The organism is Wenjunlia tyrosinilytica, from assembly GCF_014646055.1.
Classification (GTDB): Bacteria; Actinomycetota; Actinomycetes; order Streptomycetales; family Streptomycetaceae; genus Wenjunlia; species Wenjunlia tyrosinilytica.
This window is the reverse complement of the sequence record NZ_BMMS01000002.1, coordinates 195,632-218,287: the sequence shown is the minus strand read 5'-3', so window position 1 is coordinate 218,287 and position 22,656 is coordinate 195,632. Positions and strand designations below refer to the sequence as shown.

21 protein-coding genes are annotated in these 22,656 nt (G+C 72.0%); 16 read left to right on the top strand and 5 right to left on the bottom strand.

Annotated features, from left to right (window positions below; all coding sequences use genetic code 11):
* Window positions 1-578 precede the first annotated feature (578 nt).
* The 11 genes from IEY86_RS03185 (at window position 579) to IEY86_RS03140 (ending at window position 14,226) form a co-directional block, all read left to right on the top strand.
* A complete protein-coding gene (locus IEY86_RS03185) occupies window positions 579-785 on the top strand; it encodes an HGxxPAAW family protein (RefSeq protein ID WP_189129921.1) in 207 nt (68 codons plus the stop codon).
* Window positions 786-862: 77 nt separating this feature from the next.
* Entirely contained in the window at window positions 863-1,279 is a 417-nt protein-coding gene (locus IEY86_RS03180) for a DUF2752 domain-containing protein (protein WP_189129920.1), read from the top strand.
* 155 nt (window positions 1,280-1,434) lie between these two features.
* The gene (gene trpC / locus IEY86_RS03175; protein WP_189129919.1) at window positions 1,435-2,244 is read left to right on the top strand and encodes an indole-3-glycerol phosphate synthase TrpC; all 810 of its coding nucleotides are present in this window, start codon (window positions 1,435-1,437) and stop codon (window positions 2,242-2,244) included.
* A 6-nt stretch (window positions 2,245-2,250) separates the two neighbouring features.
* Window positions 2,251-2,436, top strand: coding sequence for a tryptophan biosynthesis modulator TrpM (trpM, locus tag IEY86_RS36135; RefSeq protein WP_229698115.1), 186 nt, complete (start codon window positions 2,251-2,253; stop codon window positions 2,434-2,436).
* Window positions 2,437-2,513: 77 nt separating this feature from the next.
* A complete protein-coding gene (gene trpB / locus IEY86_RS03170) occupies window positions 2,514-3,758 on the top strand; it encodes a tryptophan synthase subunit beta (protein ID WP_189129918.1) in 1,245 nt (414 codons plus the stop codon).
* Window positions 3,755-4,561, top strand: coding sequence for a tryptophan synthase subunit alpha (gene trpA, locus IEY86_RS03165; protein ID WP_189129917.1), 807 nt, complete (start codon window positions 3,755-3,757; stop codon window positions 4,559-4,561). The genes trpB and trpA overlap by 4 nt, the downstream gene beginning before the upstream one ends.
* Window positions 4,562-4,783: 222 nt before the next feature.
* Window positions 4,784-5,590, top strand: a complete 807-nt coding sequence (locus IEY86_RS03160) for a DsbA family protein (protein WP_189129916.1) — start codon at window positions 4,784-4,786, stop codon at window positions 5,588-5,590.
* A gap of 242 nt (window positions 5,591-5,832) precedes the next feature.
* Window positions 5,833-6,975: a prolipoprotein diacylglyceryl transferase gene (gene lgt / locus IEY86_RS03155; RefSeq protein ID WP_189129915.1), complete on the top strand. Its 1,143-nt coding sequence runs from the start codon at window positions 5,833-5,835 to the stop codon at window positions 6,973-6,975.
* Between the two features lie 241 nt (window positions 6,976-7,216).
* On the top strand, window positions 7,217-7,945 hold the full coding sequence (locus IEY86_RS03150; protein WP_189129914.1) for a VIT1/CCC1 transporter family protein: 729 nt from the start codon (window positions 7,217-7,219) through the stop codon (window positions 7,943-7,945).
* Between the two features lie 232 nt (window positions 7,946-8,177).
* Window positions 8,178-12,773: a glutamate synthase large subunit gene (gltB, locus tag IEY86_RS03145; protein WP_189130057.1), complete on the top strand. Its 4,596-nt coding sequence runs from the start codon at window positions 8,178-8,180 to the stop codon at window positions 12,771-12,773.
* Window positions 12,766-14,226, top strand: a complete 1,461-nt coding sequence (locus tag IEY86_RS03140) for a glutamate synthase subunit beta (protein ID WP_189129913.1) — start codon at window positions 12,766-12,768, stop codon at window positions 14,224-14,226. Before gltB ends, IEY86_RS03140 begins: the two co-directional genes overlap by 8 nt.
* A gap of 152 nt (window positions 14,227-14,378) precedes the next feature.
* Here the strand turns inward: IEY86_RS03140 and IEY86_RS03135 are convergent, their stop codons facing one another.
* Window positions 14,379-14,840: a MarR family winged helix-turn-helix transcriptional regulator gene (locus tag IEY86_RS03135; protein WP_189129912.1), complete on the bottom strand. Its 462-nt coding sequence runs from the start codon at window positions 14,838-14,840 to the stop codon at window positions 14,379-14,381.
* A gap of 104 nt (window positions 14,841-14,944) precedes the next feature.
* Here IEY86_RS03135 and IEY86_RS03130 point away from each other — a divergent pair, with 104 nt between their 5' ends.
* Complete coding sequence (locus IEY86_RS03130) at window positions 14,945-15,784, top strand: SDR family NAD(P)-dependent oxidoreductase (protein WP_189129911.1); 840 nt, start codon at window positions 14,945-14,947, stop codon at window positions 15,782-15,784.
* A gap of 57 nt (window positions 15,785-15,841) precedes the next feature.
* Here IEY86_RS03130 and IEY86_RS03125 read toward each other — a convergent pair whose 3' ends face one another.
* Both IEY86_RS03125 and IEY86_RS03120 read right to left on the bottom strand, forming a co-directional pair.
* Entirely contained in the window at window positions 15,842-16,129 is a 288-nt protein-coding gene (locus IEY86_RS03125; protein ID WP_189129910.1) for a YciI family protein, read from the bottom strand.
* A gap of 50 nt (window positions 16,130-16,179) precedes the next feature.
* Entirely contained in the window at window positions 16,180-17,139 is a 960-nt protein-coding gene (locus tag IEY86_RS03120; protein ID WP_189129909.1) for a GlxA family transcriptional regulator, read from the bottom strand.
* A 101-nt stretch (window positions 17,140-17,240) separates the two neighbouring features.
* On the opposite strand from IEY86_RS03120, the gene IEY86_RS03115 reads away from it, so the two are divergent.
* Together IEY86_RS03115 and IEY86_RS03110 are read left to right on the top strand one after the other, a co-directional pair.
* Entirely contained in the window at window positions 17,241-17,540 is a 300-nt protein-coding gene (locus IEY86_RS03115; RefSeq protein ID WP_189129908.1) for a putative quinol monooxygenase, read from the top strand.
* Window positions 17,541-17,622: 82 nt separating this feature from the next.
* Window positions 17,623-17,982, top strand: coding sequence for a DUF4326 domain-containing protein (locus IEY86_RS03110; protein ID WP_189129907.1), 360 nt, complete (start codon window positions 17,623-17,625; stop codon window positions 17,980-17,982).
* Here IEY86_RS03110 and IEY86_RS36130 read toward each other — a convergent pair.
* Window positions 17,924-18,544 carry a hypothetical protein gene (locus IEY86_RS36130; RefSeq protein WP_229698114.1) on the bottom strand — a complete coding sequence of 207 codons (621 nt, stop codon included), beginning with the start codon at window positions 18,542-18,544 and terminating at the stop codon, window positions 17,924-17,926. The two genes, IEY86_RS03110 and IEY86_RS36130, sit on opposite strands and share 59 nt — an antisense overlap.
* Window positions 18,541-19,077 carry a MarR family winged helix-turn-helix transcriptional regulator gene (locus IEY86_RS03100; protein ID WP_229698113.1) on the bottom strand — a complete coding sequence of 179 codons (537 nt, stop codon included), beginning with the start codon at window positions 19,075-19,077 and terminating at the stop codon, window positions 18,541-18,543. The genes IEY86_RS36130 and IEY86_RS03100 overlap by 4 nt, the downstream gene beginning before the upstream one ends.
* Before the next feature lie 123 nt (window positions 19,078-19,200).
* Between IEY86_RS03100 and pepN the strand changes: the two genes are divergently transcribed.
* Both pepN and IEY86_RS03090 read left to right on the top strand, forming a co-directional pair.
* Window positions 19,201-21,669: an aminopeptidase N gene (gene pepN / locus IEY86_RS03095; protein WP_189129906.1), complete on the top strand. Its 2,469-nt coding sequence runs from the start codon at window positions 19,201-19,203 to the stop codon at window positions 21,667-21,669.
* A 91-nt stretch (window positions 21,670-21,760) separates the two neighbouring features.
* Window positions 21,761-22,555: a (2Fe-2S)-binding protein gene (locus IEY86_RS03090; RefSeq protein ID WP_189129905.1), complete on the top strand. Its 795-nt coding sequence runs from the start codon at window positions 21,761-21,763 to the stop codon at window positions 22,553-22,555.
* Window positions 22,556-22,656 lie beyond the last annotated feature (101 nt).

The following is a 22,656-nucleotide window of genomic DNA, read 5'->3' as shown; positions in this document are numbered from 1 at the left end:
GGGGGAAGCGCCCGATCCCAGGCTGCGCACGTCGCCGTCCCGGCTGTCGCGGGGGTCCTACGCGAGTCCGGGGGGCGGACGTCGCCGTCCCGGTTGTCGGGGGGCGCCCGCGTGTGGCGTCGGTCCCGCCCGCCCGGCTGGGGGCCGGGCCGACGTCCTGGGCGTGTGGCTTCGCCGACCGGCTCCGGAGTGGGTCCTGGGGGAAGCGCCCGATCCCAGGCTGCGCACGTCGCCGTCCCGGCTGTCGCGGGGGTCCTACGCGAGTCCGGGGGCGCACGTCGCCGTCCCGGTTGTCGCGGGGTGCGCCCGCGTGTGGCGTCGGTCCCGCCCGCCCGGCTGGGGCGGCTTCCCGTCGGCGTTGCGTCGTCATGCGCCCTCGCGGCCGGCGGCCGGAGCGCAGTGGTGCTGATCACTCGGCTTGCCACACATGTCCCATCCGTCGCCTCTTCCGGCTCACACGTCTCACCTGGAACCCTCTTCCTCCCCGGACCGGGGACCCGGTCCGGGGCTGGATTCGGGGTCGGGGAGAATGGGCCGCGTGCCCGCCGTCGGGCACTGGGACAGGACAAGGAGCACTCATGTCGGCAAGCCACCACGGAAACACCCCGGCCGCCTGGACGGGCGTGATAATCGCGTTCATCGGCTTCTGCGTGGCGGGCGGTGCCGTGGTCCTGGCCAGCCCCGTCCTGATGTGGGTCGGCCTCGCCGTCGTGGCCCTCGGCGGCGTCGTCGGCAAGGCCATGCAGATGGCGGGCATGGGCAAGGCCCCCGCCACCGGCCGCTGAGAACTCCCGCCCGGGCGCGGCGCCCCAAGCGGCGCCGTGCCCGCGCGTGCCCGCCGCGCTCGGGGGACAATGCCGGGGTGAACCAGACCACAGCGGTCCCGGCCGTGACCAGGCTCCTCGCGCCCACCGCCACCGCGGTCGGTGCCGCCGCCGCGTTCACCTACGTCGGCCTCGTCGATCCCAACCGGCCGGGCCACTATCCCGTCTGCCCCCTCCTGCGGCTCACCGGGATCTACTGCCCCGGCTGCGGCGGCCTGCGCAGCGCGCACGCCATCGCGCACGGCGACCTCACCGCGGCCCTCGGCTTCAACGCCCTCGCGGTGGCCGCCTTCGGCCTCTTCGCCGTGTTCCTCGGCCTCTGGTTCCACCGGGCCGCGCGCGGCCGCCCCATGGACCTCCGTTTCCGGCCGGTCCAGGGTTGGCTGATCATGGCCCTCGCCCTCGTGTTCATGCTGGTCCGCAATCTCCCGTTCGGATCCGTTCTGGCCCCGTAACACCCTCCTGACCAGCGCATAAGGCCCTACCACTTGCCCCGAGTTGTCCACTCTGTGGGACTCGTTCCGCCCGGATGAGGGACGGGGGGCCACCGCCGGATACCATCGGCATGCGTGACCGGATCACGTGACCGCCTACGGAAGGGGTACCTCGCGTGAGTGTGCTCGACGAGATCATCGACGGAGTCCGTGCCGACCTCGCCGAGCGTCAGGCCAGCGTCTCCCTCGACGAACTCAAGGAGCGCGCTGCGAAGGCGCCCGCTGCCAAGGACGGCGCGGCCGCGCTGCGCGGTGACAGCGTGAAGGTCATCTGCGAGGTCAAACGCTCCAGCCCCTCCAAGGGTGCCCTCGCGGCCATCGCCGACCCGGCCGGCCTCGCGGCCGACTACGAGGCGGGCGGCGCGTCCGTGATCAGTGTGCTGACCGAGCAGCGCAAGTTCGGCGGCTCCCTCGCCGACCTCGAGGCCGTACGCGGCCGGGTGGACATCCCCGTCCTGCGCAAGGACTTCATCGTCACCTCCTACCAGCTGTGGGAGGCCCGCGCCTACGGCGCCGACCTCGCCCTCCTCATCGTGGCCGCCCTCGACCAGGAGGCCCTGGTCTCCCTCATCGAGCGGGCCGAGTCCATCGGGCTCACCCCGCTGGTCGAGGTCCACGACGAGGACGAGGCCGAGCGCGCGGTGGACGCCGGCGCGAAGGTCATCGGCGTCAACGCCCGCAACCTCAAGACGCTCGAGGTCGACCGCGGCAACTTCGCCCGGGTCGCGCCCGAGATCCCGGACCACATCGTCACGATCGCCGAGTCCGGCGTCCGCGGCCCGCACGACCTGATCGCCTACGCAAACGACGGCGCCGACGCCGTCCTCGTCGGCGAGTCCTTGGTCACGGGCCGGGACCCCAGGACGGCCGTCGCCGACCTCGTGGCCGCTGGTGCCCACCCGGCGCTGCGGCACGGGCGGGGCTGACCGGCCATGCCGACCGCTGCGCCGAGCGCCGCCGCGACGCCCCCCTTGCGTCTCGGCGCCGACCTCCAGCGCGGCTGCCGCCCGCGCGGCTGCCGGGCCCCCGCACGCCGGGTGCTCGGCCGCTGCTGCCGGTATGTGATCGGCTGCGAGCCAGGACAGGTCCAGGGGAGGCGATGGCGTCTTCTCGGCTGAAGCCCCACCGCTTCACCGCTCATCGGCCGAGCCTTTCGCCATACCCTTTTCTCAACCTCTCACCGAGGGGACCAGACATGTCCACGCAAGAGACTTTCCTGCCCGACCTCGACGGCCAGGTGCCTTCCGCACGCGGTTACTTCGGGGAGTTCGGCGGCAAATTCGTGCCCGAGGCCCTCGTGGCCGCGATCGACCAGGTCGCCGAGGAGTACGAGAAGGCCAAGTCCGACCCCGAGTTCGCCGCTCAGCTCAATGACCTGCTCGTCAACTACACCGGGCGCCCCAGTGCCCTCACCGAGGTCAAGCGCTTCGCCGAGCACGCGGGCGGCGCCCGCGTCTTCCTCAAGCGCGAGGACCTCAACCACACCGGCTCGCACAAGATCAACAATGTGCTCGGCCAGGCCCTGCTGACCAAGCGCATGGGCAAGACCCGTGTGATCGCCGAGACCGGCGCCGGCCAGCACGGCGTCGCCACCGCGACCGCGTGCGCCCTGCTCGACCTCGAGTGCGTCGTCTACATGGGCGAAGTCGACACCCAGCGCCAGGCGCTCAACGTCGCCCGGATGCGCATGCTCGGCGCCGACGTCGTCCCGGTGGCCTCGGGCAGCCGCACGCTCAAGGACGCGATCAACGAGGCGTTCCGCGACTGGGTGGCCAACGTCGACAACACCCACTACCTGCTCGGCACGGTCGCCGGACCCCACCCCTTCCCGGTCATGGTCCGCGACTTCCACCGGGTGATCGGTGTCGAGGCCCGCCGCCAGATCCAGGAGCGCACCGGACGCCTCCCGGACGCCGTCGTGGCCTGCGTCGGCGGCGGCTCCAACGCCATCGGCCTCTTCCACGCCTTCATCCCGGACGCCGGGGTGCGGCTGGTCGGCCTCGAGGCCGGCGGTCACGGAGTCGACTCCGGCGAGCACGCGGCCACCCTGACCGCGGGCGAGCCCGGTGTGCTGCACGGCTCGCGCTCCTACGTGCTCCAGGACGAGGACGGCCAGATCGTCGAGCCCTACTCGATCTCCGCGGGCCTGGACTACCCGGGCATCGGCCCCGAGCACTCCTGGCTGAAGGACTCCGGGCGGGCCGAGTACCGCGCGGTCACCGACGCCGACGCGATGGAGGCGCTGCGCCTGCTCTCGCGCACCGAGGGCATCATCCCGGCGATCGAGAGCGCCCACGCCCTCGCCGGGGCCCTGGAACTGGGCAAGGAGCTCGGCCCCGACGGCCTGATGGTCGTCAACCTCTCCGGACGCGGGGACAAGGACATGGACACGGCCGCTCGCTACTTCGGCCTCTACAACGGTTCGCAGGAGGGCAAGTGAGCGTGCGCGACCTCAGTTCCGTGCTGGCCGCGGCCAAGGCGGAGAACCGGGCCGCCCTGGTCGGCTACCTGCCGGCGGGCTTTCCCACCATCGGCGACGGCGTCCGCGCCGTCACCGCCATGATCGAGGGCGGCTGCGACATCGTCGAGATCGGCCTGCCGCACAGCGACCCGGTCCTCGACGGCCCCGTCATCCAGACCGCCGACGACATCGCCCTGCGTCAGGGCGTGCGCATCGCCGATGTGCTGCGGACGGTCAAGGAGGTCACCGCCGCCGGGGCACCCGTGCTGGTGATGACCTACTGGAACCCCGTGGACCGCTACGGAGTCGAGCGGTTCGCCGCCGAGCTGGCCGCGGCCGGGGGAGCGGGCGCCATCCTGCCCGACCTGCCGGTCGAGGAGGCCGACCTGTGGCGCGGGGCCGCCGACAAGTACGGACTGGCCACCGTCTTCGTGGTCGCCCCGAGCAACCGTGACGAGCGGCTGGCGAAGATCACCGCGGCCGGGACCGGTTTCGTGTACGCGGCCTCGCTCATGGGCGTCACCGGCACCCGTCGGAGCGTGGGCGCGCAGGCCGAGGACCTGGTCCGGCGCACCCGGGCCACGACCGATCTGCCGGTCTGCGTCGGACTCGGGGTGTCCAACGCCGAGCAGGCCGCCGAGGTCGCCGGGTTCGCCGACGGCGTGATCGTGGGGTCCGCTTTCGTCAAGCGCCTGCTCGACGCCGAGGATGTCGAGACCGGGCTCGCCGGGGTCAGGGAACTGGCCGGGGAACTGGCCAAGGGTGTGCGCTCGCGCGCTTAGCCCCAAAGCTGTGGCCGCACAAGCTGTGGCCGCACAAGCTGTGGCCGCACAAGCCGTGGCACCGCAAGCCGCGGCCGCGCAAGCCGTTAGGCGCGCGGGCCCGGCGACAGCACCGCGTCCGCGGTGACCGGCCCGGCGGCGCCCCCGAGGAGAATCGATCTCTTTCGGGGGAATGGCCGTCCGGGCCGGTCACGGCGGGCCACCCGCCTCGTTCGTCATGGGGTGAGCGAGAACAACCGAGAGGGAAAGCGCACCGCCCGTGCGCGGCTGCAGGAGGAACGCCGACGGCAGGAGTCCAAGGCGAAACGCCTGAGGCTGCTCACCGTCCTCGGTGTGGTGGTCGCGGTCCTGGCCATCGCGGCCGTCGTCGGTGTCCTGGTGTCGAACCGCGGCGGCGGTGACAACTCGGCGTCCGACAAGCCCGTGGCGACACCGAAGGGCACGATCGGCGAGGGCAGGCTGGTCATCCCGGTCGGCAGGGCCGACGCCAAGGCCGCCCTCACCGTCTACGAGGACTTCCGCTGCCCTGCCTGCGGCCAGTTCGAGAAGGCCTTCCACGGCACGATCGCCCGGCTCGAGGACCAGGGCAGGCTCAGGACCGAGTACCACCTGGTCGCGTTCATCGACAACAACCTCGGGGGCTCCGGCTCCAAGAACGCGGCCAACGCCGCCGCCTGCGCCCAGGACGCGGGAGCGTTCCGTGAGTACCACGACGTGCTCTACGCCAACCAGCCGCCCGAGACCCAGGACGCTTTCGGCAACAAGGACACGCTCATCCGGCTCGCCCAGCGGGTCCCGGCGCTCAAGGGCAACAAGGCGTTCGAGGCGTGCGTCGACAACGGCACCTACGACGGCTGGGTGAAGAAGTCCCAGAACGCGTTCAACAAGTCCGGGTACACCTCCACCCCGACCATCCTGCTCAACGGCGAGAACCTCAACGCCGACCAGCAGAACCCGCTCACCCCGCAGCGGCTGGAGCAGAAGGTCGACGCCCTGCAGAAGAAGGCGCCCTCGCCGACGGGCTCCTGACCGTCCGCGGCGGGCGGCCATCGGCCGCCCGCCCGACGGCGGCTTCCGACGACCGCAAAGGCCGCGGACCAAGCCGGTGGGCGAAGCCGTTGGGAAAGGCCGTTGGGAAAGGGCGGTGGGAAAAGCCGGTGGAAACAGCCCGGAACCGGCCCCGAAGCGGCCCCGGGCCGAGAACGCGAGCGATGCCGCCGCCCTCCCGGGGCGGCGGCATCGCTCGTTCACGTAGTAGCGTCATCCCTGCCATGGAACTCGCATACATCCCCAGCCCCTCTCGCGGCGTGATCTATCTCGGTCCGATCCCGCTGCGCGGCTACGCGTTCTGCATCATCCTCGGCGTCTTCATCGCCATCTGGCTCGGCAACCGGCGATGGATCGCCCGGGGCGGACAGAGTGGGACCGTCGCGGACATCGCCGTGTGGGCGGTGCCCTTCGGCCTGATCGGCGGGCGGCTCTACCACGTCATCACGACGTACGAGCCGTACTTCGGCAAGGGCGGCCACCCGGTCGACGCCCTCAAGATCTGGGAGGGCGGCCTCGGTATCTGGGGCGCGATCGCCCTCGGAGCGCTCGGCGCCTGGATCGGCTGCCGCCGCCGCGGCATCGCCCTGCCCGCGTACGCGGACTCGGTGGCCCCCGGTATCGCGCTGGCCCAGGCCGTGGGCCGCTGGGGCAACTGGTTCAACCAGGAGCTCTACGGCAAGCCCACCACCCTGCCGTGGGCGGTGAGGATCGACCCGGACAAGCGCCCGGCCGGGAGCATGGACGTCGCCACGTACCACCCGACGTTCCTGTACGAGTTCCTGTGGTGCATCGGCGTGGCCCTGCTGGTGATCTGGGCGGACAAGAGGTTCCGGCTCGGGCACGGGCGCGCGTTCGCGCTCTACGTGGCCGCGTACACCGTGGGCCGGTTCTGGATCGAGTACCTGCGCATCGACGAGGCCCACCACATCCTGGGCCTGCGCCTGAACGACTGGACGTCGATCCTGGTCTTCGCCGGGGCGGTGGCGTACCTCGTGATCTCGGCGAAGAAGCGGCCGGGCCGCGAGGAGATCGTGGAGCCCCGGGCCGCGCTCGCCGAGGGGGAGCAGGCCGAGAGCACCGCGGACGCCGCCGAAGCCGAGGCGGGCGACGGCAGGACCGGCGAGGACAGGGCCGGCGAGGACAGGGCCGACGACGGCAGGGCCGCCGACGCCAAGGCCAATGGGTCGAAGCCGAGCGGTGCCGCCGAGGCCGACAGCGCCGACAGCGCCGGGAACGCCGAGACCAGGGCCACGGGGAAGCCGGACCTGTCCAAGGCCGGGGAATCGGCGAACGGCGAGTCCGAGGCCGCGGCGGACGCCGAGTCCGGCGGCAACCGCAAGGTCGGCAACGGCGCCGAGAAGTAGCGCCGCGGATCCAAGGCGCCTCCAACACCTGAAGCACCTCGAACGAGGGCCGCCCGCCACTTCGGCAGGGCGGCCCTCGCCGTTTCCGGGACGCCCCCGCCGACCCCCCGCCGACCCCTCACCGACCTCCGGCCGACTCACCGTCCGGGGGTTCGGAAAGCCTAACCTTGCTGGTCAGAGCGTTGTTCGGGCAGCCTTACCTTGCTGGAAAGCTACCGTCACCCCGGCTACTGTCGAGGGCATGGCCGCCACCGAAGCACTCTCCATAGCCGCCGTCCACCGGGACGACCACAGCCACCGCGACGTGACCGGTGGCTGGCTGCGCCCCGCGGTGTTCGGAGCGATGGACGGCCTGGTCTCGAACCTCGCCCTGATGACCGGTGTGGCCGGCGGTGACGTCTCGCGACAGACCGTGATCATCGCCGGTCTCGCCGGTCTGGCCGCGGGCGCGTTCTCCATGGCGGCGGGCGAGTACACCTCCGTGGCCTCTCAGCGCGACCTGGTCGAGGCGGAGCTGGAGGTGGAGCGCCGCGAGCTGCGCCGCAACCCCGTGGACGAGCAGCGTGAGCTGGCCGACCGCTATGTGGCGCGCGGTGTGGACCGGGATCTCGCCGAGCGGGTGGCCGAGCAGCTCTCCCACGACCCCGAGCAGGCCCTGGAGATCCACGCCCGCGAGGAGCTGGGCATCGACCCGGGCGATCTGCCGTCGCCCACCACGGCCGCCGTGTCCTCGTTCGTGTCGTTCGGCCTCGGGGCGATCCTGCCGGTCCTGCCGTATCTGCTGGGCGCCACCCAGCTGTGGGCGGCGGTCGTGGTCGCCCTGGTCGGCCTGTTCGCCTGCGGTGCGCTGGTCGCGCGGGTGACCGCCCGTTCCTGGCTCTACAGCGGGCTGCGTCAGCTCGTGCTCGGCGGAGCCGCCGCCGGTGTGACATTCCTCCTGGGAACGTTGTTCGGCACCGCTGTAGGGTGACGCGTTACCAGCGGGTTTCGAAGGTCTCGCCACCGGGAATCAGATCGTGGCGCCACGGGCACCGTCGCCCCCTCGCGCGCACCCCCTGGAAGTCCACATGCTGGAATTGAGTATCCGCTTTTCGAGAGCTCAAGTCATCATGTAACCTGCACGAAATCGCAGAGGGCCAACGTCGTCCCTTGCGCATGTCCTTACGCCAAAGGCATATGCCATGACGACGACGGGAGAGCCGATGCATTCCGCGTCCACGCACTCCGCGCCCGAGCACTTCTCCGGGCGCGCCCACATGGACGGGCGCCCTGCCCCTCAGGGAATGTACGACCCCCGCAACGAGCACGACGCCTGCGGTGTCGGCTTTGTGGCGCACCTCAGCGGCGAGGCCGGCCACGGGCTCGTGGAGCAGGCACTGACGGTGCTGCGCAATCTCGAGCACCGCGGCGCCACCGGCTCCGAGCCGGATTCCGGTGACGGTGCCGGAATCCTCGTCCAGATCCCGGACGCGTTCCTTCGCGAGACCGTCTCCTTCGAACTTCCCGCCGTCGGCGCCTACGCCGTCGGCATCGGCTTCCTGCCCGTGGACGCGGACGCCCACGCCGGCGCCACCGCCGCCATCGAGCGCATCGCCGCCGAGGAGAAGCTGACCGTCCTCGGCTGGCGCGAGCTGCCGACCGCGCCCGAGATGCTGGGTGCCACGGCCCGCTCCACCATGCCGCGCTTCGCCCAGCTCTTCGTGGCGGACGCCGACGGCGAGCGGACGGGCCTGGACCTGGACCGGATCGCCTTCGCGCTGCGCAAGCGCGCCGAGCGCGAGGCCGACGTCTACTTCCCGTCGCTGTCGGCCCGCACCATCGTCTACAAGGGCATGCTGACCACCGGGCAGCTCGAGCCGTTCTTCCCGGACCTGTCGGACCGGCGGTTCGCCTCCGCGATCGCCCTGGTGCACTCGCGGTTCTCCACCAACACCTTCCCGAGCTGGCCGCTCGCGCACCCCTACCGGTTCGTGGCGCACAACGGTGAGATCAACACCGTCATCGGCAACCGCAACTGGATGCGCACCCGCGAGTCCCAGCTCGCCACCGACCTGATCAAGGGCGACCTCGAGCGCCTCTTCCCGATCTGCACCCCGGGCGCCTCCGACTCCGCGTCGTTCGACGAGGTCCTGGAGCTGCTGCACCTCGGCGGCCGCTCGCTGCCCCACAGCGTCCTGATGATGATCCCGGAGGCGTGGGAGAACCACGACTCCATGGACCCGGCCCGCCGCGCGTTCTACCGGTACCACTCCACGCTGATGGAGCCCTGGGACGGCCCGGCGTGCGTCACGTTCACCGACGGCACCCTCGTGGGCGCGGTCCTGGACCGCAACGGTCTGCGCCCCGGCCGCTACTGGGTCACCGACGACGGCCTGGTCGTGCTGTCCTCCGAGGTCGGAGTCCTCGACATCGACCCCGCCAACGTGGTCCGCAAGGGCCGCCTTCAGCCCGGCAGGATGTTCCTGGTGGACACCGCCGAGCACCGCATCGTCGAGGACGACGAGATCAAGGCCGGGCTCGCCGCCGAGAACCCGTACGCCGACTGGCTGGAAGCCGGGCTCATCCACATGGACGAGCTGCCCGAGCGCGAGCACATCGTGCACACCCACGCCTCGGTCACCCGCCGCCAGCAGACCTTCGGCTACACCGAGGAGGAGCTGCGGATCCTGCTGACCCCGATGGCCAAGGCGGGCGCCGAGCCCATCGGGTCCATGGGCACCGACAGCCCCATCGCCGCCCTGTCCTCACGGCCGCGGCTGCTGTTCGACTACTTCACCCAGCTGTTCGCGCAGGTCACCAACCCGCCGCTGGACGCCATCCGCGAGGAGCTGGTCACCTCGCTGGTCTCCGCCGTGGGCCCCCAGCAGAACCTCCTGCTGCCCACCCCGGCGTCCTGCCGCAATGTGACCATGCCGTTCCCGGTGATCGACAACGACGAGCTCGCCAAGCTCATCCACATCAACGCCGACGGCGACATGCCCGGCCTGACCGCGGTGACGCTGTCCGGCCTCTACCGGGTCTCCGGCGGCGGCGAGGCGCTGGCCGAGCGGCTGGACGCCATCTGCTCGGAGGCCGACACCGCCATCGCGGGCGGCGCCCGCCTGATCGTGCTGTCCGACCGGCACTCCGACGCCGAGCACGCACCGATCCCGTCGCTGCTGCTGACCTCGGCGGTCCACCACCACCTCATCCGCACCAAGCAGCGCAGCCACGTCGGCCTGATCGTCGAGGCCGGCGACGTCCGCGAGGTGCACCACGTGGCCCTGCTGATCGGCTACGGAGCGGCCGCCGTCAACCCGTACCTGGCCATGGAGTCCGTCGAGGACCTCGTCCGCGAGAACACCTTCCTGACGGGCATCGAGGCCGAGCAGGCCATCCGGAACCTGATCAAGGCGCTCGGCAAGGGCGTGCTCAAGGTCATGTCCAAGATGGGCATCTCCACCGTCGCCTCCTACCGCGGCGCCCAGGTCTTCGAGGCCATAGGCCTCGAGCAGGCCTTCGTGGACCGCTACTTCCACGGCACCACCACCAAGCTCGGCGGCGCCGGACTCGACGTGATCGCCCAGGAGGTCGCCGCCCGGCACGCCAAGGCGTACCCCGCCGGCGGCATCGTGGCCACCCACCGCCGCCTCGACATCGGCGGCGAGTACCAGTGGCGCCGCGAGGGCGAGCCGCACCTGTTCGACCCGGACACCGTCTTCCGGCTCCAGCACGCCACCCGCTCGCGCCGCTACGACATCTTCAAGCAGTACACGTCCCGGGTGAACGAGCAGGCCGAGCGCCTGATGACCCTGCGCGGGCTGTTCCGCTTCAAGGACGGCGCCCGCGCGCCCATCTCCATCGACGAGGTGGAGCCGGTCGGCGAGATCGTCAAGCGGTTCTCCACGGGCGCCATGTCCTACGGGTCGATCTCGCGCGAGGCCCACGAGACGCTCGCCATCGCCATGAACCAGCTGGGCGCCAAGTCCAACACCGGCGAGGGCGGCGAGGACGCGGACCGCCTCTACGACCCGGCGCGCCGCTCCGCGATCAAGCAGGTCGCCTCCGGCCGCTTCGGCGTCACCAGCGAGTACCTGGTCAACGCCGACGACATCCAGATCAAGATGGCCCAGGGCGCCAAGCCCGGTGAGGGCGGGCAGCTGCCCGGCCACAAGGTCTACCCCTGGATCGCCGGCACCCGGCACTCCACCCCCGGCGTCGGCCTCATCTCGCCGCCGCCGCACCACGACATCTACTCCATCGAGGACCTCGCCCAGCTCATCCACGACCTGAAGAACGCCAACCCGGCCGCCCGCATCCATGTGAAGCTGGTCTCCGAGGTCGGTGTCGGCACGGTCGCGGCGGGTGTGTCCAAGGCCCACGCGGACGTCGTGCTCATCTCCGGCCACGACGGCGGCACCGGCGCCTCGCCGCTCACCTCGCTCAAGCACGCGGGCGGCCCCTGGGAGCTCGGCCTCGCCGAGACGCAGCAGACCCTGCTCCTCAACGGGCTGCGCGACCGCATCGTCGTCCAGACCGACGGGCAGCTCAAGACCGGCCGTGACGTGGTCGTCGCCGCGCTGCTCGGCGCCGAGGAGTTCGGCTTCGCCACCGCCCCGCTGGTGGTCTCCGGCTGCGTGATGATGCGCGTGTGCCACCTGGACACCTGCCCGGTCGGCATCGCCACCCAGAACCCGGTCCTGCGCGAGCGGTACACCGGCAAGGCCGAGTTCGTCGTCAACTTCTTCGAGTTCATCGCCGAAGAAGTGCGCGAGATCCTCGCCGAGCTGGGCTTCCGGACCCTGGAGGAGGCCGTCGGCCACGCCGAGCTCATCGACGCGGACCGCGCGGTGAACCACTGGAAGGCCCAGGGCATGGACCTGGCCCCGCTCCTGCACGTCCCGGACCTGCCGGAGGGCGCGGCCCTGCACCGCACCACCGAGCAGGACCACGGCCTGGCCAAGGCGCTCGACAACGAGCTGATCAAGCTCGCCGCCGACGCGCTCGCCGCCGACACCCCCGAGGAGGCCGCCCCGGTCCGCGCGCAGCTGCCGATCCGCAACATCAACCGCACGGTCGGCACCATGCTCGGCCACGAGGTGACCAGGCGCTACGGCGGCACGGGACTGCCCGACGACACCATCGACATCACCTTCACCGGCTCGGCCGGCCAGTCCTTCGGGGCGTTCGTGCCCCGCGGTGTCACCCTGCGCCTCGAGGGCGACGCCAACGACTACGTCGGCAAGGGACTGTCCGGAGGACGGCTCGTCGTGCGCCCCGACCGCGGCGCCGACCACCTGGCCGAGTACTCCACCATCGCGGGCAACACCATCGCCTACGGTGCGACCTCCGGCGAGATCTTCCTTCGCGGACGGGTCGGCGAGCGCTTCTGCGTCCGCAACTCCGGCGCCACGGTGGTCGCCGAGGGCGTCGGTGACCACGGCTGCGAGTACATGACCGGCGGGCGCGCGGTCGTCCTGGGCGAGACCGGACGCAACTTCGCGGCCGGCATGTCCGGCGGTATCGCGTTCGTCGTGGACCTCGACACCGACCGCGTCAACACCGGCATGGTCGGCGTCGAACCGCTCGACGAGGACGACAACGGATGGCTGCACGACGTGGTGCGCCGCCACCACGAGGAGACCGGCTCCACCGTCGCCGAAGCACTCCTCGCCGACTGGGCGGCCGCCGCCCGGCGTTTCTCCAAGGTCATCCCGACCGACTACAAGGCCGTGCTCGCCGCCAAGGACGCCGCCGAGCGAGCCGGACTCTCCGAGTCCGAGACCGTTGAGAAGATGATGGAGGCGGCACATGGCTGACCCGAAGGGCTTCCTGACCACCGGGCGGCAGCTCTGCGACCGGCGTCCGGTCGACGAGCGGGTGAAGGACTGGAACGAGGTCTACGTCCCCGGCGGCCTCCTGCCGATCATCACCAAGCAGGCCGGCCGCTGCATGGACTGCGGCATCCCGTTCTGCCACCAGGGCTGCCCGCTCGGGAACCTCATCCCCGAGTGGAACGACCTGGCCTGGCGCGACGACTGGAAGGGCGCGAGCGAGCGGCTGCACGCGACCAACAACTTCCCCGAGTTCACCGGGCGCCTGTGCCCCGCCCCCTGCGAGACCGCCTGTGTGCTGGGCATCAACCAGGACCCGGTGACCATCAAGAACGTCGAGGTCTCCATCATCGACAAGGCGTGGGAGAGCGGGGACGTCACCCCGCAGCCCCCGGAGCGCCTGTCCGGCAAGACCGTCGCCGTCATCGGCTCCGGGCCCGCGGGCCTGGCCGCCGCCCAGCAGCTGACCCGCGCCGGCCACACCGTCGCGGTCTACGAGCGCGCCGACCGCATCGGCGGGCTGCTGCGGTACGGCATCCCCGAGTTCAAGATGGAGAAGCGGCACATCAACCGCCGTATCGAGCAGATGCGCGCGGAGGGGACCAAGTTCCGCACCGGTGTGCAGATCGGCACCGACATCGACGCGGCCAAGCTGCGCAAGCGCTACGACGCCGTCGTCATCGCCGCCGGTGCCACCGCCTGGCGCGACCTGCCCGTGCCCGGCCGGGAGCTCAACGGCGTCCACCAGGCCATGGAGTACCTGCCCCTGGCCAACAAGGTGCAGGAGGGCGACTTCGTCACCCCGCCGATCACGGCGGAGGGCAAGCACGTCGTGGTCATCGGCGGCGGCGACACCGGCGCGGACTGCGTGGGCACCGCCCACCGCCAGGGCGCGGCCTCGGTCACCCAGCTGGAGATCATGCCGCGTCCCGGCGACGAGCGCCCGGCCGGCCAGCCCTGGCCGACCTACCCGATGACCTACAAGGTCACCTCCGCCCACGAGGAGGGCGGCGAGCGGGTCTACGCCGTCTCCACGACCCACTTCGAGGGCGACGAGGACGGCAATGTCCAGTCCTTGCACCTGGTGGAGGTGGAGTTCAAGGACGGCAGGTTCGAGCCCGTTGCGGGCAGCGAGCGCTCCATCCCGGCGCAGTTGGTCACCCTCGCCATGGGCTTCGTCGGCCCCGAGAAGGGCAGCGGGATGATCGAGCAGCTCGGCCTGGAGCTGGACGGCCGCGGCAATGTGGCCCGTGACGGTGAGTTCGCCACGAACGTCCCCGGGGTCTTCGTGGCGGGCGACGCCGGGCGCGGCCAGTCGCTGATCGTGTGGGCCATCGCCGAGGGGCGCTCGGCGGCGGCCGCCGTCGACCGCTTCCTCAGCGGTGGGACGGCGCTGCCGTCCCCGGTCCGCCCGACGGACCGGCCGCTGATGGTCTGAGCCCGAAGCCGGTGATGCCCGCTTCCCCGACAGGGGAGGCGGGCATCGGGCGTTGTACGGGGTGTCGCGCGGGAGTGCCGCCCGGAGGTACTGCCTGGAAGTACCGCCCGGAAGTACTGCCCGGAAGTACCGCCCGCTGCGCCGCCGCGGCGTCAGGCGTTCCTGTGCTGCTTGAGCTTGCGCCAGACCTCGGTCAGGGCCTGGAGGTCGGCCTCGTCCAGGACGTCCCCGAAGACGGGGGCCAGGCAGGCGCGGCGCGTGGCGTCGGCCTCGGCGAAGAGGCGGCGGCCCGCCGGGGTGAGGGCGACCTCGACGGAGCGGGCGTCACGGGGAGAAGGGGTGCGGGTGACCAGGCCGCGCTCCTGGAGGGCGTCGAGGACGCGGGAGACCTGGCTGCGGCTGAGCATGGTGCTGTTGCCCAGCACGGAGGCCGGGACCGGTTCGTCCTGCGAGGAGAGCCAGAGCATCACCTCGAACCAGGACACCGGCAGGTCATGGGCCTTCGACAGCGCGCGGTCCACGCGCTCGCTGAGAGTCGTTCCCGCCCAGACCAGGCCGTAGAAGGCGTGATCCGCCAGGGACATCTCCTTCTGGGACAGCTTGCTGGTCGGCATATGACGAGCATATCGGGTTGCGTGTGTGCGCACACATAGATAGTGTGTGTGCACACACGCATTTCCGAGTGCTTCGAGCTCGGGGCTTGACGAGAGGTACACCCATGACTGACAAGGTCGTCCTGATCACCGGCACCTCCTCCGGCATCGGCCTGGCCGCCGCCGTGGCCTCGGCCCGCGCCGGCATGCGGACGGTGGCGACGCTGCGCGACACCGGCCGCGCCGACGCGCTGCGCAAGGCCGCCGAGACGGCGGGGGTGGAGCTGGACATCCGCCGGCTCGACGTCACCGACGCCGCCTCGGTCGCCGCGGCCGTCGACAGCGTGGTCGCCGACTACGGACGCCTCGACGCCGTGGTCAACAACGCGGGCGCCGGACACGTCGGCACCATCGAGAACGAGACCGTGGACGACGTCCGCCAGGTCATGGAGGTCAACTTCTTCGGCGTCGTCCAGGTCACCAAGGCCGCTCTGCCGCACCTGCGCGCGAGCGGGGGCCGTCTGATCACCGTGACCAGCGTCGGCGGCGTCATCGGCCAGCCGTTCAACGAGGCGTACTGCGCCTCGAAGTTCGCCGTGGAGGGCTTCATGGAGAGCCTGGCCCCCGTGGCCGCTCGCGTCGGCGTCACCGTGTCCGTCGTCGAGCCGGGAGCCGTGGCCAGCGAGTTCGTCGCCAATGTCGGCATCGACGCGGCGGAGGCGGTCGGCGCGGCCGGACCCTACGCGCCTTCGCTCCAGGCCTACATCACCCGCACCACCGGGCAGTTCTCCAGCGGCGCGCAGACCCCGGACCAGGCCGCCGAGCCCATCCTGGAGGCGCTGACCGCCGAGCGGCCCGCCTTCCGTATCCAGACCTCGCAGTGGGCCCGCGGCTTCAACGGCACCAAGCTCACCGACCTCGACGGCTCGGCGACGCTCGGGCTCACCAGCGCCTGGCTCGACTGACGGTCCCTCGGTTCCGAGCCGCCCGCACTCGCGGCGCTGCCGAGCGGCCCCGCGGCGCTAGCCCTTCAGCGCCTCGAGTCCGGGGGAGGTGCGGGTCACCTGGAGCTCGGTGATGCCGACGTCGGCCACCGCGGCGAGGACGAAGGGATCCTCGGCCACGATCGCCTCGATCTCCTCCCGGTCCGCGCCCACCGCGAGGATCACCCCTCCCGTGCGGGGCACCTTGCGGCCGGAGGCGAGGAAGCGGCCCTCGGCGTAGTGCCGCTCGACCCAGGCCATGTGGTCGGCGAAGTGCTGTTCGACCTGGTCGAGCGGGACGCGGTAGGTGAGCGAGATCACGAACATGCCGCCACGCTATACGAGCCGCTCCGTACGAGCCGCTCCGCCCTGCGGCGTCAGCCCCTGCGCAGCGCTCCCGCCGTGCTCCCCGTGCGCTGCCGCAGGAGGATCCGCAGGGTGTTGGCGTTCTCGTAGCCGACTCTGCGGGCGATGGAGTCCAGGGGCAGATCGGTGGTGCGCAGCAGGTGGGAGGCCTGCTCGACCCGCAGGTCCTGGACGAAGCGCACGGGGGAGGTGCCGAGGGTCCGGCGGACCGCCCGCTGGAGGGTGCGTTCGCTGAGGCCCAGCGCACGGGCCGCCTCCGCGACGTTCAGCGGCTGGTCGAGATGCGTGCGCGCCCAGCGCTCGAAGGCCGAGACGGTGGGGTCGTGCTGGGCGAGGGCGCTGGGGATGGTGTAAGCCGCCTGGGAGGGCCGCTCGTCCAGGACCAGGTAGCGCGCCACCAGCTCCGCCAGGGCAGGGCTGCGTGACCTGATCAGCGCCAGGGCAAGATCGACATGGCCGAAGGCCGCCCCCGCCGTCGTCACCCCGTCGCAGTAGGCCACCATGCGGGTCTCGTCCACGGTCACCGCCGGGTAGCGCATCCGCAGGAGCGGCGCGAGCCACCAACTCGTCGTCGCCTGCCGTCCGTCCAGCACTCCCGCCTCGGCCAGCAGGAATGTCCCGGTGCAGGCGGAGGCCACCGGCGTCCCGCCGTCGAGGGTGTCGGCGATGAGCCGCCGCGCGGAGGCGTAGCCGGACCCGGACACGGCCTCGACCAGTGCCTCCGGACGGCGCTCGGCGATCGCCGGTACGAGCAGGAGGTCCGCCCCGCAGGAGCCCGCGACCGGGGCGGTGTGGACCACATGGCCGGCGCCCGTGCGCACCCGGCGGTGGAACCCCACGGTCTCGACCTCCCAGGCGGGCGGTGGCTGCGGAAGCTCGCCGCGCATGTCATTGGCGCCCTTGAGGACGTCGAGGACGGAGGCGAGACCGGAGTCGAAGACGCCATCGAGCGCCAGGACGGCTATGCGCATGGCGGAAACGGTATCTGACGCGCCGGTTGCGACACTTAAGGGGAGGCCGCCCGCGGCCATAGGTTCGGGGTGTTCCGATCACCACCACCCATGGAGTCGTCATGACGCAACTCGGCCTGCTGGCCCGGATCGAAGCCAAGCCCGAGCACGCCGCCGCGGTCGAGGCCCTGCTGAAGGGCGCGCTGGAGCTCGCCCGCCAGGAGGAGTTCACGGTCACCTGGTACGCGTTCCGGGAGAGCGAGACGGTCTTCGGGGTCTTCGACACCTTCGATGACGAGCAGGGCCGCACGAGCCACCTTCAGGGCAGGATCGCGGCGGCCCTCATGGAGGCGGCGCCGACCATGCTGGCCTCGGCACCGGACATCCGGCCGGTCGGCGTGCTCGCGGCGAAGCTTCCCTGAGGGTGGCCACGCCCTGCCCCGGTCCGGCCGGACCGGGCGGGGCTTCCCGCCGCAAGCCGCACTCACCAGGAGGAGCGAGGACATGAACGAACCGGCGCCGCCCGAGCGGCCCACAACGGTCGTCAATCTCAAGGGGCACCGGGACGACCCCGACTACGACGACGTCGTCTACGTCGGGCGTCCGATGCACCGCGGCGGCTGGCACCTGGAGGGCTCCCCGCTCGCCAACCCCTTCCGCCCCGGCCCCGACGGAAGCCGCGAGGAGATCGTCGAGAAGTACCGGGACTGGCTGCTCGCCCGGCCGGAGCTGCTCGAGCTCCTTCCGGGGCTGCGTGGCCGCAGGCTGGGGTGCTGGTGCCTGCCGCTGCCGTGCCATGCCCAGGTCATCGCGGAGCTGGCGGACGCCGGTCCGCCCACGGGAACGGAGCCCGGTCCGGAGTGACCCAGCCGGTCCTGGCCCGGGGGAGGGCCAGCGTCGACGAGTGGTAGAAGCGGCTGAGCAGGCGCTTGTCGAGCAGGGCGGGATGGCGTTCGGCGAAGGCGTCGAAGGTGTCGCCGTCTGCCTCGCCCCCGCCCCGGTCCCCGCCCCCGTCTCCGCCGCCGCCCTCGTCCCGGTTCCGGTCCTCGCCCCCGTCTCCGCCGCCGCCCTCGTCCCGGTTCCGGCCCCTGTCCCCGTCCCGGCCTCTGTCCCCGTCCCGGTCCGCGGGCCCGCCCGGGTCCGTCTCGCTGCTGTCCTCCGCCGTGCCGTCCTCCGCCGTGCCGTTGGCCGCGTCCGCCTCGGCGTGGTGACCCACCAGCTCCACCCAGGCGCGGCTCATGGTCGCGTGGTACTTCTGGGGCGCCCCGGCGTAGCGGGCGGTGCGCCGGATGCCGTCGGCGACCACCTCGATCGCGGCGAGGGTGCCATGCCGCCGCACGGCCAGCCAGGTCAGATGGACATGCTCGCGGTGGCCGAATCGCCCACTGCCCTGCGTGGCCCGCTCCAGCAGCTCGTCGAAGCTCATCCCGTCGCCCCCGTCGCCCCCGTCGCCCCCGTCGCCCCCCTCGTCCCCGCCGGTCGCGCGGGTCGCGCGGGTCGCGCGGGTCGCGCCGAAACTCCCGTCAGCGCCCGCAGCACGGTGAGGAAGCCGGCCACCGCCTCCTCGGGCAGCCCGCCCAGCGCCCGCTCTTCCAGCTCCGCCACCGTCCGCCGGATCGCGGCCGCGGTCTCGCGTCCGGAAGGCGTCAGTTCGATCAGCACGGCCCTGCGGTCCCCGGCGCGGGCGCCGCGGGTGATGTGCCCCCGCCGCTCCAGCCGGTCGAGGACGCCGGTCAGCGTGGTGGGGCGGGTGCCGACCGCCGCGCCGAGCTCGGAGACGGTGCGGCCCCGGCCGTCGGCGAGATTCGCCAGGGCGTTGCTCTCCGAGGCGGTCAGGTCGAGGTCCGCGAGCTCGGCGGCGAGCACCTGCAGCGTGGCGTGCGTCGCCCGCTGGAGCGACAGCAGCGGCGACTCGGCGGGGGTCCCGGGTACGCCGGTCGGTACGGATTCGGTATTCACGATTTCGGAATATACGGAATCGTACTTTCCTTTCGCAAGGGTCCGCCCAGGCAGCCTTCACGGCTCCGACCAGGTGATCCATGAGCTGTATGGGGCGGCGCGTGATGAGGCAGCATGAGCCCCATGCCTGCACTCACGCGCGCCGAGGCGCAGACCCGCGCTCGCCTCCTTGACGTCCGCTCCTACTCGATCGACGTGGATCTGACCCGAGGGGGCGAGGTCTTCGGGTGCGCCACCAGGGTCCGCTTCGGGTGCGCGGAACCGGGCGGCTCGACATTCATCGAGATCAAGCCCGAGGCGCTGCGCCGGGCCGTCCTCAACGGGCGCGAGCTCGACCCGGCAGCCCTTGCCGAAAACCGGCTGCCGCTCGACGACCTCGCCGCGGACAACGAACTCGTCGTCGAGGCCGAGATGCGCTACTCGCACACCGGCGAGGGCATGCACCGCTTCACCGACCCCGTCGACGGCGAGACCTACCTCTACAGCGCGTGCGCCCTCGACGAGGCGCAGCGGGTCTTCGCGGCGTTCGACCAGCCCGACCTCAAGGCCGTGTTCGAGGTCGCGGTGACGGCTCCCGAGGACTGGACGGTGCTCAGCAACGGCGTCGGCGAGCAGGTGCGGCCGGGCCGCTGGGAGTTCACCGCCACCCCGCCCATCTCCACCTACCTGGCCGCGGTGGTCGCCGGTCCGTACCACGCGGTGCGCTCGGAGCACGACGGCATCCCGCTCGGCCTTTACTGCCGCCGCTCCCTCGCCCGCCACCTCGAGGACGACGCCGAGGAGATACTCCGGATCACCCGCCGGTGCTTCGACCGCTACCACGAGATATTCGACGAGCGGTACCCGTTCGGCTCCTACGACCAGGCGTTCGTCCCCGAGTTCAACTGGGGCGCCATGGAGAACCCGGGCTGTGTGACCTTCCGCGACGAGTTCGTCTTCCGCTCGGCCGTCACCGACACCCAGCGCGAGGAGCGGGCCATCGTCATCGCGCACGAGATGGCGCACATGTGGTTCGGCGACCTGGTCACCATGCGCTGGTGGGACGACCTGTGGCTGAACGAGTCCTTCGCCGAGTACATGGGCCAGCAGATCATCAGCGAGGCCACGCGATTCGAGCAGACCTGGACCGCGTTCGGCGTGCGCCGCAAGTCCTGGGGCTACGACGCCGACCAGCGCGCCAACACCCACCCGGTGGCTCCCGAGCGCGTCGACGACACCGCCGAGGCACTGCTGAACTTCGACGGGATCTCCTACGCCAAGGGCGCCTCCGCCGTGCGGCAGCTCGTCGCCTGGCTCGGCCGCGACGCCTTCCTCGCCGGGATCAATGAGCACTTCTCCCGCCACCGCTACGGCAACGCCACCCTCGCCGACTTCCTCGACGCGCTCGCCTCCGCCAGCGGACGCGATGTGCACGGCTGGGCCGAGAGCTGGCTGCGCACCACCGGCGTGGACACGCTGCGCCCCGAGGCCGAGAGCGCAGACGTGCGGCGCCCGCACCGCATCCGCGCCGGCCTCTACGACCGCGACGGGGACGGCGGCCTCGCGCTGCGCGAAGTGGTGCCGCTCGACGTCGAGCAGGGCCACAAGGGCACCCTCATCGCCCCCGAACCCCGCCCCGACCTGCTCCTGCTCAACGACGGCGACCTCACCTACGCCAAGGTCCGCTTCGACGAAGGGTCGTGGCACGCCGTCACCGAGTCGCTCGGCACCGTCGAGGCCCCGCTGTCCAGGGCCGTGCTGTGGACCGCCGCGCGGGACATGGTCCGTGACGCGGAGCTGCCCGCGAGCGCCTTCATCGAGCTCGTCGTCCGGCACCTTCCGAACGAGCCCGTGGTGGCGATCGTCGAGACGGTGCTGGAGTTCTCCCGTCACCAGGTCGCCGACCGCTACCTGCCGCCCGAGCGGCGCGCCGACGCGCTCGCCGAGCTGACCGGGGTGTGCCGCCGGATCCTGCGCCGGACGGAGGACGGCTCGGACGAGGGGCTGCGGCTGACCGCCGTACGGGGAATGATCGCCTGCGCCCAGGGGCCGAGGGCGGTGGCCGAGCTGGCCGACTGGCTGGAGGCCGATTCGGTGCCCGGCGGCCCGCTGCTGGACCCGGCGCTGCGGTGGAAGGTGCTGCTGCGGCTGTGCGTCCTGGGGGAGGCCGGCGAGGACCGTGTCGCCGCGGAGCTGGAACGCGACCCCAGCGCGACCGGGCACGAGGGCGCGGCCCGCTGCCGGGCGGCCCTGCCCGACCGCGACGCCAAGGCCGCCGCCTGGCGGGCGCTGTTCCGCGAGGACGAGCTGTCCAACTACCTGCTCACCGCCACCGCCGAAGGGTTCTGGCAGCCCGAGCAGAGGGAGCTGCTCGCCGCGTGGGTGCCGCTCTACTTCGACGAGGCGCTGGCCGCCACCGAGCGGCGCGGGCAGGCGGTGGGCAGGGTGCTGGGGCGGTTCGGGTTCCCCGAGCACGCCGTCGAGCCGGACCTGCTCCGCGCGGGGGAGGCCCATCTGAAGGACAACGAGGTACCGCCCTCGCTGCGCCGAAGGCTCGAGGATCAGCTGGACGACCTGCGAAGAGCCCTTCGGGCACGACACGCCGCGGTCTGACGCGCGAGGGCCGGTACGGCCGTTCTCGAGGAGGGCATATAAGGTAAGGCTCACCTAATGAAGCCTGCCTTCGGCCTCCTCGGGACGGTCCATGATCTTCGCCCCCGGCACCAAAGCGATCTCCTCCACGCCGCTCGCCGACTCCTACCGGCGCCTCGGCGAGATCTCCGAGCTGCTGGACATCCGCGTGGGCGCGCCACCGGTGGGCGAGACATGGGTGACCGGCCGCCAACTCGCGCGGGACCCCGCCGTGCTCGACCGGGCGGTCGCCGAGGAGGAGCGGAGGATCCGCGACGCGTACGCGGTCGCCCCCCGGCGGGATGTCGCCGCCACATGGGTGCTGCACCGGTACGCGTTCACCGCCTGCCTGGCGATGAGCGGACCCTGGTACCTCGACCGCAGGGTGCCGCGCGTGACGCCCGAAGGGGTCGGCTACCAGTGGACGGACCGCGCGCTGACCGTACGCCCCGACTCGCTGACCTGCCTGCCCGGCGACCCGGCCGAGGGGCTTGCCGGTGTGCGGACCGTCCCCGACGAGGAGGCGCTTCGGGCCGAGCTGCGCGCGGCCGTGGCCGACCACCTGGCGCCCCTGCTGGAGGCCTTCCGCCCACTGCTGCGCCGCGGCCCGCGCGCCCTGTGGGGCATGGCGAGCGACGAACTCACCGAGGGCCTGTGGCACCTGGGCCGCCTCCTCGGCGACCCGGAGGCCGCCGCCCAGCAGGCCCAGGCCCTCCTGCCCGGCTCCACGGCCCCCTACGTGGGCGGCGCCGGATTCCGTCCGCCGACACACGGTTGCGCAGAGTCGACCCGCACCCGCATCGGATGCTGCCTGTACTACACCATCCGGCCGTCCGACCTCTGCACCACGTGCCCCCGAACCCCCTGAAGGCGCGCGGGCCGGACCGGGCCGGGCGGCACGGTCCGGCCCGCCCGGGCCGTGCGGCCCGCGAAGGACGTGCCCCGCGGGGCACGTCGACGCTCGTCCTC

What these genes read in the sequence shown, in the direction of transcription:
- trpB (WP_189129918.1), top strand. Translation starts at nt 2,514, where the DNA reads ATGTCCACGCAAGAGACTTTCCTGCCCGACCTCGACGGCCAGGTGCCT.
- gltB (WP_189130057.1), top strand. Translation starts at nt 8,178, where the DNA reads ATGCATTCCGCGTCCACGCACTCCGCGCCCGAGCACTTCTCCGGGCGC.
- IEY86_RS03185 (WP_189129921.1), top strand. Translation starts at nt 579, where the DNA reads ATGTCGGCAAGCCACCACGGAAACACCCCGGCCGCCTGGACGGGCGTG.
- IEY86_RS03115 (WP_189129908.1), top strand. Translation starts at nt 17,241, where the DNA reads ATGACGCAACTCGGCCTGCTGGCCCGGATCGAAGCCAAGCCCGAGCAC.
- IEY86_RS03150 (WP_189129914.1), top strand. Translation starts at nt 7,217, where the DNA reads ATGGCCGCCACCGAAGCACTCTCCATAGCCGCCGTCCACCGGGACGAC.
- IEY86_RS03120 (WP_189129909.1), bottom strand. Translation starts at nt 17,139, where the DNA reads ATGCGCATAGCCGTCCTGGCGCTCGATGGCGTCTTCGACTCCGGTCTC.
- pepN (WP_189129906.1), top strand. Translation starts at nt 19,201, where the DNA reads ATGCCTGCACTCACGCGCGCCGAGGCGCAGACCCGCGCTCGCCTCCTT.
- IEY86_RS03135 (WP_189129912.1), bottom strand. Translation starts at nt 14,840, where the DNA reads ATGCCGACCAGCAAGCTGTCCCAGAAGGAGATGTCCCTGGCGGATCAC.
- IEY86_RS36130 (WP_229698114.1), bottom strand. Translation starts at nt 18,544, where the DNA reads ATGAGCTTCGACGAGCTGCTGGAGCGGGCCACGCAGGGCAGTGGGCGA.
- IEY86_RS03140 (WP_189129913.1), top strand. Translation starts at nt 12,766, where the DNA reads ATGGCTGACCCGAAGGGCTTCCTGACCACCGGGCGGCAGCTCTGCGAC.
- IEY86_RS03110 (WP_189129907.1), top strand. Translation starts at nt 17,623, where the DNA reads ATGAACGAACCGGCGCCGCCCGAGCGGCCCACAACGGTCGTCAATCTC.
- lgt (WP_189129915.1), top strand. Translation starts at nt 5,833, where the DNA reads ATGGAACTCGCATACATCCCCAGCCCCTCTCGCGGCGTGATCTATCTC.
- trpM (WP_229698115.1), top strand. Translation starts at nt 2,251, where the DNA reads ATGCCGACCGCTGCGCCGAGCGCCGCCGCGACGCCCCCCTTGCGTCTC.
- IEY86_RS03090 (WP_189129905.1), top strand. Translation starts at nt 21,761, where the DNA reads ATGATCTTCGCCCCCGGCACCAAAGCGATCTCCTCCACGCCGCTCGCC.
- IEY86_RS03130 (WP_189129911.1), top strand. Translation starts at nt 14,945, where the DNA reads ATGACTGACAAGGTCGTCCTGATCACCGGCACCTCCTCCGGCATCGGC.
- IEY86_RS03125 (WP_189129910.1), bottom strand. Translation starts at nt 16,129, where the DNA reads ATGTTCGTGATCTCGCTCACCTACCGCGTCCCGCTCGACCAGGTCGAA.